Source organism: Streptomyces sp. NPDC001070, assembly GCF_053598835.1.
The window spans coordinates 1-12,154 of the sequence record NZ_JBSFLB010000055.1 but is presented as its reverse complement, the minus strand read 5'-3'; the positions used below and the strand labels follow the sequence as shown (position 1 = coordinate 12,154).

Annotated in this window: 4 protein-coding genes; 1 reads left to right on the top strand and 3 read right to left on the bottom strand. The window is 72.7% G+C overall.

Going from position 1 to position 12,154, the window contains the following annotated elements:
• Window positions 1–158: 158 nt before the first annotated feature.
• On the bottom strand, window positions 159–917 hold the full coding sequence (locus ACWDAS_RS38975; RefSeq protein WP_450400427.1) for a GNAT family N-acetyltransferase: 759 nt from the start codon (window positions 915–917) through the stop codon (window positions 159–161).
• Window positions 918–1,143: 226 nt separating this feature from the next.
• Here ACWDAS_RS38975 and ACWDAS_RS38970 point away from each other — a divergent pair, with 226 nt between their 5' ends.
• Complete coding sequence (locus ACWDAS_RS38970; protein ID WP_450400425.1) at window positions 1,144–2,919, top strand: MOSC domain-containing protein; 1,776 nt, start codon at window positions 1,144–1,146, stop codon at window positions 2,917–2,919.
• An 85-nt stretch (window positions 2,920–3,004) separates the two neighbouring features.
• Here ACWDAS_RS38970 and ACWDAS_RS38965 read toward each other — a convergent pair whose 3' ends face one another.
• On the bottom strand, window positions 3,005–5,536 hold the full coding sequence (locus ACWDAS_RS38965) for a right-handed parallel beta-helix repeat-containing protein (RefSeq protein ID WP_450400423.1): 2,532 nt from the start codon (window positions 5,534–5,536) through the stop codon (window positions 3,005–3,007).
• Window positions 5,537–5,548: 12 nt separating this feature from the next.
• Complete coding sequence (locus ACWDAS_RS38960) at window positions 5,549–11,905, bottom strand: hypothetical protein (protein WP_450400422.1); 6,357 nt, start codon at window positions 11,903–11,905, stop codon at window positions 5,549–5,551.
• Window positions 11,906–12,154 lie beyond the last annotated feature (249 nt).

The following is a 12,154-nucleotide window of genomic DNA, read 5'->3' as shown; positions in this document are numbered from 1 at the left end:
TCTCCCCGAACCACGTGCCGGGCGTGAACCGGCTCCGCGCGGCCTTCCTCGAGCTCGTATCCTCACCGGGTCCTGCCCGTACCGTCCGGGCGGTGGCCGGCCCCACCGGCGGCGCCACGAGGGGACGCCCATCACCCGCGCGGGGCCGATCGCCTCCGTCAGGCGCCGCTCGCCGTGCCGCCGCCCGGGGCCCGGACCAGCAGGAACTGCGGGCGGCGGCGGACGGTGAAGCCCATCGACTCGTAGAGCCGTACGGCGTTGGTGTTGCTCTCGGCCGCGTGCAGCATCGGTGTGTCGCCGCGGTCCTCGATGACGGCGGCGACGGCGCGGATCAGGCGCGTGGCCAGACCGCGGCCGCGGTGCTCCGGGTCGGTGCAGACCGCGCTGATCTCCGTCCACCCCGGCGGGCGCATGCGCTCGCCGGCCATGGCGATGAGCCGGCCGTTCTCCCGGATCCCCAGGTACGTGCCGAGCTCGACGGTCCGCGGCCGGAAGGGACCGGGGCGGGTACGGGCGATCAGGTCCAGGACGTCGGGGACGTCCTCGGGGCCGAGCCGTACGGCTTCCGGGGCGTGTTCCGAGCGCAGCGCGGTGCCGACCATCTGCACGCCCCGCCCGCCCTCCACGACCTCCCAGCCCTCGGGCGGCACCGGCGAGCCGGTGACCAGGGTGGTGCCGCCGGGGCCGATCAGCTCGGCCAGGTCGTTCCAGGCGGCGGGGTCGGCCTGGTCGGCGAGTGCGGCGAAGGGCGACACGTCGGCCGGGTAGCGGGCGGCGCGGCCGGAGACCTCCGCGAAGTGGGCGTGGGTGCCGGTCAGGGCCGCCCACACGGGGCTGTCCAGGACGTGCGGGGTGCCGGCCGGACCGGGCTGGGGCCCGGAGTGCGCGGGGTGGACGCGATCGACACTGGTGGACATGGGTGGTGCGGGTCTCCGTCCGTGAGGTGGGGCCGGCGGCTTTTGGGTGGGACAACACCGTCGTGCCCGCCCGCAATCCCGGCCGGTGCCGGGACTCTCACCCTAGGCGGTGGTGATCGCGGCACGGGCCCCGCCCCCGGCGCCGCCGGACCGGCCGGGTTGCGAAGGCCCTCCGGAGTAATAGCGTGGCCGGGAGGCGGGGGTTCCCCGACGAGGAGATGGGCGCATGGCCACACTGGTCGCGGTCAGCGTCGGCCTGCCCAAGGACGTCCCGTGGCAGGGCCGGACGACGTACACAGGTGTCTGGAAGCAGCCGGTGTCCGGCCCGCGCATGGTGCGGCGCCTCAACATCGACGGCGACGGCCAGGGGGATCTGGCCGGGCACGGCGGCGAGCAGCGGGCGGTGCTCGTGTACCAGCTCGACTCGTACCGCCACTGGGAGAAGGAGCTCGGGCGGGCCGATCTCTCCTTCGGCCAGTTCGGCGAGAACTTCACCGTGGACGGGCTGCCCGACGACGAGGTCTGCATCGGCGACCGCTACCGCATCGGCGGCGCGGTCTTCGAGGTCACACAGCCGCGCGTGACGTGCTACCGGGTCGGGATGCGCATGGCCGAGCCGAGGATGGCGGCGCTGCTGGTGGCCCACGGGCGTCCGGGCTTCTACTTCCGGGTGCTGGAGGAGGGCGAGGTCACGGCCGGGGACGAGATCGTGAAGCTGGCGACCGGGCCGGAGGCGATGACCGTCGCCGAGATCGACGCGCTGCTCTACCTGCCGGGACATCCCCGGCCGCAGATCGAGCGGGCCCTGCGCATCCCCGCGCTGAGCCCGGGGTGGCAGACGTCGATGCGGGCGCTGCTCGACAGCGGGGCGGAGGCGGACGGAGGCGCTGCCGGAAATCCCGGGCTGACGGGGGCCGCGGCTGCCCCTCCCCCGGCGTGGCCGGGCTTCCGCCCGCTGCGGGTGGCCCGGGTCTCGGACGAGAGCAGCAGCATCTTCTCGCTCACCCTGGCCGCGCAGGACGGCAGTCCGCTCCCGGCCGGGCTGCCCGGGCAGTTCCTCACCGTGCGGATGCTGCCGGACCCGCAGGGTGCCCCGCTGCTCCGCACGTACTCGCTGTCGGGGCGGCCCGGCGCCGCGGAGTACCGGATCAGCGTGAAGCAGGAGCCGCACGGCGCCGGCAGCGGCTACCTCCGGCGGCATGTGCGGGAGGGTGACCTGCTCGACGTGGCCGCGCCGCGCGGCACCTTCGTCCTCGGGGAGGGCGACACGCCCGTGGTGCTGCTCTCCGCCGGGGTGGGTGCCACGCCGGTGATGGCGATGCTGTACGCGCTGGCCGACGCCTCCGCCCGGCGCGAGGTGTGGTGGCTGCACGTGGCGCGCGACGGCGAGAGCCATCCGTTCGCCGCGGAGTCCCGGGCCCTGGTGGGACGGCTGGCGGGCGGCCACGCGTACATCGCGTACAGCAGGCCGCGGGAGACCGACCGTGCGGGCACCGACTACACGAGGGCGGGGCGGCTCGACGCGGAGCGGATCGCCGCGCTGGAGCTGCCGGACGACGCGGACGCCTACATCTGCGGCCCGCAGGCCTTCATGGAGGACATGACGCGGGCACTGAGCGCCCGGGGCCTGCCGGCCGGCCGCATCCACACCGAGACCTTCGGCGCGCTGTCGTCGATCAACCCCGGGGTGGTCGGCGAGACGGCCCGCGCCCCGCATCCCCCCGCTCCCCCGCCCGGCGAGGCCCCGGGGCCGTCGGTGTCCTTCGCCCGCAGCGGGATCAGCACGCCGTGGCACCCGGCGTACGGGACACTGCTCGAACTCGCCGAGGCGTGCGACGTCCAGACCCGCTGGTCGTGCCGCACGGGGGTCTGCCACACCTGCGAGACCCCGGTCCTGACCGGCGGCGTGGAGTACGCCCCCGAGCCCGTCGACGAACCCGCCGAGGGCAACGCCCTCATCTGCTGCTCGCAACCGCGGACGGACCTGGTGCTCGATCTGTGAGTCCCCCGAATCCGCGTTGACGTGCGCGTCGGCCGGGCGTGGCTCCTGCAGGTCTTCGTCCTCCCCCGGCCGCCGCTCACGGCGGTCAGCCGCGGGCTGCGGGCTGGGGGAGATCCTGGGTTTCCAGGGCCATGAGCTGGTCCGCGGTCGGGTCGTCGAGCTCGGCGACGCGCTGGGCCTGCCGTTCGGTCATCTCCTGGAACATCTGGCGCGCGGAACGGCCGTTGCCGAAGCCCTCGCCACGCGGGAGGAGCTCGAAGAGGCGGGTGAGCTCCTCGCGGGCGGTGGGGGTGAGCTCGTACCGGTGCTCCGTGGCCTGGTACTCGACGATCGAGACCAGTTCGTCCGCGGCGTAGTCCTCGAAGAGCAGCGTACGGCCGAAGCGCGAGGACAGGCCCGGGTTGGAGCTGATGAAGCGGTCCATGTCGCCGGGGTAGCCGGCGGCGATGACGACGACGTCGTCGCGGTGGTCCTCCATGAGCTTGACCAGGGTGGCGACGGCCTCCGTGCCGAAGTCGTTGCCGGCCCCGACCGGGGCGAGGGTGTAGGCCTCGTCGATGAAGAGCACGCCGCCCAGGGCGCGGTTGAAGGCGGCGGTGGTCTTGGGGCCGGTGTGGCCGACGTACTCGCCGACCAGGGCCGTGCGGTCGACCTCCACCAGGTGACCCTCGCGCAGCAGTCCGAGGGCCTTCAGGAGCCTGCCGTAGAGGCGGGCCACGGTGGTCTTGCCGGTGCCGGGGTTGCCCGCGAAGATCAGGTGCCGGCTGAGCGGCGGGGCGGGCAGTCCGGCCTCCTCACGGCGCCGGACCGTCTGCATCAGCTTCACCAGTGAGCCGACGTCGTGCTTGACCCGGTCGAGGCCGACAAGGGCGTTCAGCTCGCCCAGCAGGTCGTCCAGGGTCTCCTCGGGCGCTTCCTGGTCGTCCGTGGTGGCCGGCGGGCGCGCTACCCCGGGCGGGGCGGTGGGTACGCCCGGGACGGCGGGCACCGCCGGGGCGGCCGCGGGTTCCCCGAACGTCAGCGGGACGCCGTCCGCGGTGCAGTCGTCCAGCTGCGGGGCCGCGCCCTCGTCCGTGCCCAGCGCGTCCGCGCAGTCGCGGATCCGGCAGTGCCGGAGGACGGGGTCCGCCCCCGCGCCCACGTGGAGCGCGGGGAAGCCGGAGCCGGACACGTCGAGGGAGGTGAAGGTTCCGCCGGCGCCCTCGGCGAGGAAGACGCCGTTCTTGGCGGGCCGGTCGATGCGCAGGTCCGCGACCGTGGGCCGGGCCCCGGTCCACACGACGACGCCGGAGCCGGCGCAGTCCTCCACCGAGCCGCCGTTGACGGTGGCCTCGGCGCCCTGGTCGACGACGACGCCCGCCGCGCCCGCCCCGGTGACCCGAATGCCGGTGAGGAAGGCGGTGCCGCCGGTCGCGACCTGCACCCCGATGTCCTTGGTGCCGGTGACCGTGGTGTACTCGACCCGGCTCTCGGAGGCCGAGCCGACGCCGATGCCGGTCGCCACGTCGTCGATGCGGCAGCCGGTGACCGTCGCCACGGCCTGCTCGGCCACGGCGACTCCGGTCATGGCGACGTTCCTGATCCCGCAGTCAGCGAGTTCCAGACGGGCCTCGCCCGCCGCGTGGACGCCGTGCTCGGCGCCGTCGCGGACGAGGCAGTCGGTCAGCCGCCCGGTGGCCGTGCCGGACAGGTGGACGGCACTGAAGGCGCTGCGGTCGATCCGGCAGTCCGCGAGCCGGGCCTGCGCGGCGCCGGTGACCAGCAGCCCGTTGGCGCCCGCGTCGGCGACGGCGCAGCCCTGCGCGTTGAGGATGCCGTTGTCCTGGACGACCACCCCGCTGGCGGAGGCACCGCGGATCCGGCAGTCGGTGAGCTCGGCGCGCGCCGTGCCGGTCACGTGGACACCGGCCGCGCCGGGGGACTCGATCCGGAGCTCGCCGGCCGTGGCCTCGGCGGCCTCCTCCAGCAGCAGCCCGGCCCGGCCGGTGCCGGTCAGCGTGGAGTCGGCGAGCCGCAGGCGCGCGCTGCCGCGCAGCCGGACGCCCGATCCCGTCGTACGGTCCAGGCGCAGGCGGGCCGCGTCCAACCGGGCCGTGCCCGACAGCACGACCCCCGTGCCGTCCACACCCGTGACGCTGGTGTCCTCGACCCGGGCGCGGACCGCCCCCGCCAGGTGCAGGCCGGCCAACCGGGCGCGTTCGAGGCGGCAGCGCCGCAGGATCAGGGCGGTCGTGCCGCTCTCCTCGTCCTCCGGGCCGCGGGCCTGGACGCGGCCGCCCTCGACGGCGCAGTCCTCCAGCACCAGTCCGGCGCCCGGAGAGACGGTGATGGCGGGGGCGCCGTCGTCGACGCCCCACAGGGTGACGCCGTGCACGGCGCAGTCCGGGCCGTCGACGGTCAGCGCGGGCAGGTCCCCGGGGGGCGCCGCCAGCACGACGCTGCCGCGGCCGTGCTCCGCCGTGAGCACGACGGCGCGGTCCAGCACCACCGCCTCGGTCCAGGTGCCCGGGGCGATCACCACCACGTCGCCGGGGGCGGAGGCGCGCACCGCGTCGGCGATCCGGTGGAAGGCGCCGCGGCCGCCTTGTCCTTTGGGGGCCACGGTGTGACGGGTCATGTTCCGGATCCTCTACTGCTTCTGCTGGGCGCCGGGCGGCGGTACCTGGTACCAGGACGGGTTGATGCTCGCACGGTACGCACCGGTCAGGTAAACCGACTGGATCGACTTCTCGAAGATCTTGAAGGGTAGCTGGATCCAGAAGTCAGCGAAGCCCTGCCGGTGGAAGAGCCGGCTGCCGCCGCCCAGTACGAGGACGTTCTTGACCAGGGCGGTGGAGGCCGACGTGGTGAGCGCCGCCGCGGCGTTGATCCCGCCGTCCAGGAAGGCGTCCGCGCCGCTGAGCTTGACCGTGTTCCCGTTGGCGTCGCCGACGCCCCACACGGCGGCATTCATGGCGCCGTTGACCCACCCCGAGATCACGCTGGTGCCCGCGCTGAAGGTGAAGTCGTAGATGCCTCCGCGCCAGCGCGTGGGGGTCTCGTTCCCGGCCCACTCGTTGGACCAGGTCTTGTCGTGGTTGAACGGCCTGCGCTGCGGGTGCTTGCCGCCGTCGACGTTGGCCAGGGTCGTCTTGAGGTTGCCGAGCTCGCGGAACCCGGCGGCCCGGTTCTCGTGCACGGCGATGCCGACACCGGTCTTGACGCCCGAGGACACGGCGGCGTTGGCGAACGCCTTCAGCACGTCGGTCCCGTTGAACTGCTTGTGCTGGGCCGCGTCGACGATCGCGTTCACCACCAGGTTGGCGGCGAACTCCAGGACGAACTCCTGGCCGAACTCCACGAGCGCCTTGCCCGCCACCACCTTCCAGTAGGGCCGGTACCGGGCTTCGCGCAGTGCCGCGCCCGCGCCGCCCGGGAGCAGCGTGCCGGACCACGGCATGCGCTGGGACTCGCGGATCCGGCGTCCCCAGCCGCGGAGCTCGGTCAGCGGCCCGCGGTAGTCGTACTCGTTGCCGACCAGCCTCATCTGGCCGAACGGTCCGCGGCGCTCCCACACCAGTCCGCTGTCCGTGCGCTGGGCGACGAGCTCGCCCCCGGCGTTGTAGCGGTTCCACTGCCCGCGCCAGGCGTCGGTCTCCAGGTATCCGGTGACGGTGCCGCCTGGGCCCGTCTCGGGCTTGCGCTCGCGGACGACGGAACCGTGGTCGAACTCCTTCCAGACCGCGCCGGGCTCGTCGGCCGTGAGGGCGTACTCGCGGACGCGGGCCGGACCGTCCAGGTGCAGCGGTGTGTCGCGCAGGACGACCCTGGTGCCGTCGGCGGACCGCAGTTCGTCGCGGAAGTGGCGGGCGCCGGGACGCCACTGGTCGTCCCAGGTGCCGGTGGCCCGGTTCCACCATGTGCGGACCTGGTCGCCCTGGCCGGGTGCGGTCGCGGGTGAGCCGTCGCGCTTGAACTCGGCGGTCAGCCAGCGCTCGTTGCGGGCCGGGTCGCGCCAGGCGTCGACGTAGCGCCCCTTGTCGAGCATGCGGCGCTCCCGGACCAGGTCGCGGTCGGCGTCCAGGTCCCGGAAGGAGTCGTCCCACGACAGCTTCGGGTCGTTGGAGCCGCGGAAGAACTCCCTGGTGCCGGAGGGTCCGAGGTTGTTGCCCTGGGCGTCCGTCTCCCGCCACGTCCACTTCGCGGAGTCCGCCCGCCCCACACCGTCGATGAAGCTGTTCGCGGCGCCGTTGGGGTTCGGATGCCGCATCCCGGTCAGGTTGCCGTGGGCGTCACGGGTGACCCAGCTGCCGCGGCCGGAGGGATGTCCGACGACCGGCGCATCGACGTACTCGCGCACGACTCCGTCCGCCAGGCCCTCGCGCGCGACCCTCAGGCGCCCGTCCGGCCCCTGGAAGCGGTCCTGCCACAGCAGGCCGTCGGGAGACCCTTGTTGCGGGACGCGGTAGCCGCGCCGGCCGCCGGAGTCCTCCCAGGGCACGTGCGAGGCGTCGGCCGGGGCGTAGCCGGGGCCGCGGGCGTGGTCGCCGACCTTCAGCGTCGTGCCGTCGTGCAGCTTGGTCGTGAGGCGCGCGAAGTCGCCGTTCGCCGTCAGGTCCAGGACGCCGCCGTCGAGGCCGACGTAGCGCACGCCCGAGGACCCGGCACCGGTCCGGGTGCCGGTCGTCCGCTTCTCCCAGGTGAACAGCTGGTACGCGTTGTCGCCGAGCACATGGGCGTACGCGCCCTCCGCGTGCCCCGCACCCGGCAGCAAGCCCTTGCGGACCCAGACGGGCGGGCGCTGCTCACGCCATCGCTCGGTGACCAGCAGGTGGCCGTCGACGACCTCGGCCTTGCCCACCTCCTTGCCGTGCGGCGACTGGCGCTGCCACGTCCCGTCGGTCTTCCACCCGCCGGGCGCGGCGGCGTCCTGCACGAGCGTGTGCTCCTCGTACTGCCCGGCGTGTTCGGGCAGGTGGCCCATGCCCCACTTGCGCTGGACGAGGGTCCGCCCGTCGTCGGCGAGGTCGGTCCAGCCGGAGTCGTACCGGTCCGGGGTTCGCGGGCCCTCGGCAAGTTCCTTGGCGGCGCCGTCGTAGCGGTGCCAGCGCAGCTGACCGTCCTCGTTCCGGAGCGCCAGTGTGTGGCCGGTGCCGTTGCCGTGCTTCTGCAGCCCGGCCTGGTACTCGTGGACGACGTCGCCGCGCCCGTCGAGGTCCCGCCAGCCGGTGCCCGCCGTGTCGTACTCGCGGATCCCCGCGCCGGACAGGGTGGCCTCGTCTCCCCAGCGCGCCCAGCTCGTACGGGGATTCGTACGACCGAAGTCGATGGTGTCGGTGCGGCGGAAGGAGTCGAGGAGCCCGCCGCCGGGCAGCACCCGGCGTTCGAAGACGGGGACCGGCGCGCCGGTCGCGCTGAGCAGCACCACCCTGCCGTTCGCAGCGCCCGTCAGATCCGCCCTGCCGTGGTGGAACACCCCCGTGGCCGTGCCGGCGTCGGTGCCGGTGCCGGCGGGGCCGCCTGTGCGCTCCCACACGCCGTTCGGGTGGTCCAGGACGTACTGGTAGGGAGTGGGCCTGCCCTTGTCGAGGACGTTGAAGCCCTGCTTGACCAGGGTGCCGTCGGTGCCGATCTGGATGAACTCCCCGTCGCGGGGCCCGCCGGTGTGCACGTGGGTCACCCGCAGACCGTCGTTCGTGACGGTGACCTCCTGGCCGCGGAAGTGGGCGATGCGCGTGCCCGTCACGTCCTCCAGCCAGGCGGCACCCTGCGACGGGGTGACCAGGTTCAGGCCGTCCGGCACGCCCGGCAGCGCCGGGAGCGGCCGGCCGGTGGCGGCGACAGCGCCGTGCTCGTCGTACCGGGTGAAGGTCCCGTCGGCCTCGTCGATCTGGCGCGGATGGGGCTCGGTGGACTCCGAGAAGTATCCGTGTGCCGTGGGGACCGTGCCCCCCGTGCCGGACACCGAATCCGTGTCCCGCGGTGACGGGCTCGATCCCGAACCGGAGGCACCGTCGTGCGCGTGCGGCACCGGCGGTACGGGCGCGGGCGAGGCGTGTTCGGCCGCCGCCACCCTCAGTTCGGCGGCCTCCGCCTCCGCGAGCCGTACCTCCGCGGTCACGACCTGCTCGCGCGCCGCGTCCAGCGCGGTCCTGTTCGAGGACCCCGTTCCGACCAGGTCGAGCGCCTCGAGCCGGCGGAACTCCGCGTGCGCCCGGTTCAGGTCGAGACGGGCGTCCTGCACGGCCGCCTCGGCGTCCGCCGTCGTCAGCGGGTCGTCGGCACGCGGGGTCAGGTCCGGCCCCTCGTCAACCGACCCGGCGTCCACGTCGGCACGCCCCTTGCCCTTGCCGGGTGCGGGCGGTGCGATCGCGCCGTCCTCGGCGGCGCTGACGTGCGGTGCGTGGACGTGATCGTGGTTGCGGATCTGGGCGTGAATGAGATCCAGGTACCGCGGGCGCAGCCCGCCCTGCGACAGACCCTCGGGGGCGGCGTTGTGGTAGTTGCCCATCAGGCTGCCGTCGACCTCCGGGCGGTGCCCGGCCGTCGAGTCCCGGTACTCGTCCCGCAGACCCAACTGGTGACCCAGCTCGTGCGCGAGATCCTGCTCGGTGGCGTCGATCCGCCACTGATGCTGGTTCATCGCACCGTCCGGGCCGCCCACCCTCACGTTCAGATGGGCGTCCGCGGCATTGCCCGCGACGCGCTCCAGCGTGACGTGCAGAACGCTGCCGTCGCGCAGCACCTCTCCGGGCCTGTTGAAGACCCGCTCCACACCACCCAGTGCGCGCTCCCACAGTGCGTCGACCTGGGCCGGCGACAGACCGTCGGCGGCCAGCCGGACCCGCACGGTCAGATCCGTGACGGCATGCTCGCCCAACGGGAACGTACGCACGTCGAAGCCGGCACGCACCTCGTACCGCGGCGCGTGGGCGCCACCGCCCCGCGGCGTCGACACCGGGTCCACCCACGAGTGCTTCACCGTGTTCGGCGCCGCCGCACCACGCGCCGCGTCCCAGCCCGCGTCCAGCGTCAGATCCGCCCGACCGGCACCCGCACCCGCACCGTGGAGGAAGTCGTCCGCCGCACCCGACGGCGCGGACACTGCCCGCGCCGACACCCCAGTGGGGTGGTCCAGGACCGGGAAGGACCTGTCCCCGCTCGCCCAGCGCACCGTCACGTTCTCCGTGGTGGAGCCGTGGACGACGGCGTGCCGCACGTCCCGCTGGAGCCGCTCAAGCGTGTCCAGCAGACCATCCGGCGGGAAACGCCTGTTCAGCGCGTCGAGCAAGCTGTCCCTCGAGACGCCGAGCTCGTCCGCCAGGTTCTGCAGGTGACCGGGATTGTTCCGCCACCCCCGCGTGGCGTTGCTCGGCCCCACATGAATGGAGTTGTCCGCCGTCAGAATCGACGGCCCATGCTCGTCGATCAGATCCTGGGCAGCCTTCGAACGCGCGGTCAGGTGGAAGTCGCTCCCACTGATCGTGACCGACGACCCGCCCGCCACCCGCGTCTCATGACTCGAAGTCAGGACCACATTCAGGTGGACGGCCACCTCCGCCCGCGTCCCACCATCGTGAACGGTGATGACGATCGGCCGCGAGATGAGGTTGTTGCCCCCGTTGTTACGGGTCTTCACGCCGAAGTCGAAGCCACCCAGCGTGCGACGCGCGTCCTCGGGCCTCCCGCCGCCCCTGCCGACGATGGCGTCCAGGACCTCGTCCCCGGTCAGCCGCGTCGAGCCCGCGGCAGCCGGCGCGGCCGCGGAGACGGACTGCGGCACGTGCTTGTTGATGGCGTCGACCAGGGCGTTCCGGGTGTTGGCCGCAAGACCCACCAACTGGAGGGCCGTCTCTTTGCTGCCCGCATCGGTGACCAGTTGGGCACGGGCCGTCTCGTCGAGCACATCGGAGACCCTGCCCTTCACCATGCGGGTACCGTCCGTGGTGATCCCATGGAAGGCGATCTTCGCCAGGGCATCCGAGGTGCGCTTCACCTCCGTGATCCCCGGATGGTGCTGGGCAAGGTAGTGCTGGATCTGCTTCGTCCATGTGTCGGGGTCCGCGTGACTCTGGGTCAGTCCGGTGAGGAGCGTCTCCGGTTTGTCCGACAACACCTTCTTGGCGATGCGCTCGCCATCGGTGACCACGGCAAGTCTCGAGTCGAACGCTACGATCTTGGACTTGTCCGACCAGTCGAAGTGGCGGTTCTTGATGAGGCTGTCGAGAAGGTGCTTCCCCTCTTCGGCTTCGTAGACGATTCGTCCGGCCTTGCCAAAACGGATGTCACCCTCAAGGCCTTGCAGAATGTCGGGTTTGACACGGATGAATGTATTGGGCTCAGGGAAATAGATCGCCCGCGCGTCGCTCTTCGCCATTGCGTCGCGGACGGCCAGATCGATGTCCGCCGCCTTCTTCTCGGCGATTCCCTTGGGCGTGACGCCTTCAGGAAGTGTGTATCCACCGCTCACCATCTCGGGAGCAGATCCGTTCTGATCGGTCAGCGTCTCGATCTTCGCGGCGGCGCGGTCGAAGAGCGGCTTCCCACCGACGACCATGCTCTGCACGTCGGCATCACCGACGTGCAGGTACACCTCTCCCCCGTCGCTCCGCCTTACCCGGGTGAGCATGTCGCGGGTGAATTCGTCGCGGACGACGGCCTCTCGGAGGGCGCCGTAGGGGATCATCTTCTGGCCGCCGTCCCTCAGCAACTGGGCGCTTGGTTGCTCCCAGGTGAAGCCGGTGACCCTGACCGAGAAGTCGCCTTCCTTGTCCCACTGCTGAGCGAACTTCCTCACCGCACTGGTGATCTCAGCTTCCTTGCCTGCGCCGTTGACGCCGATGACGAGGCCCAGCCGCTCGCCGAGGGACTCCTTGCCGAACGCCTTGCCGTATGTCTGCGCCAGCTTCAGCAGATCTGTGTTCGCGGTGGCGATGACGGTCGCGACGAAGCGGACGTCCTTGCCTGCCTGGAGCGAACCCTTGGCCATGCCGTCGTACTGGGCCACCGGCGTCAACCGGTAATGGCTTGCGATGTTCTGGTAGCCCTCGGTGAACCGCGTGGCGTCCGTCTGCCGCGTGAACGTAGACGGGACGGCCGCCGACTGGGAGGTGCCTGCCCTGCCGCCGCTCTTGCTGGGCGCGTGCGGGGCGATCCCGTCAACCGCGTCGACATCCACGTGCGGCACGTGGACGTGATCGTGACTGACGACCTGGGCGTGGATGAGGTCGAGATAGCGGGGGCGCAGCCCGCCCTG

Bases quoted from the DNA above. Each gene is read 5' to 3' on its own strand.
- ACWDAS_RS38965 (WP_450400423.1), bottom strand. From the start codon at position 5,536: ATGACCCGTCACACCGTGGCCCCCAAAGGACAAGGCGGCCGCGGCGCC.
- ACWDAS_RS38975 (WP_450400427.1), bottom strand. From the start codon at position 917: ATGTCCACCAGTGTCGATCGCGTCCACCCCGCGCACTCCGGGCCCCAG.
- ACWDAS_RS38970 (WP_450400425.1), top strand. From the start codon at position 1,144: ATGGCCACACTGGTCGCGGTCAGCGTCGGCCTGCCCAAGGACGTCCCG.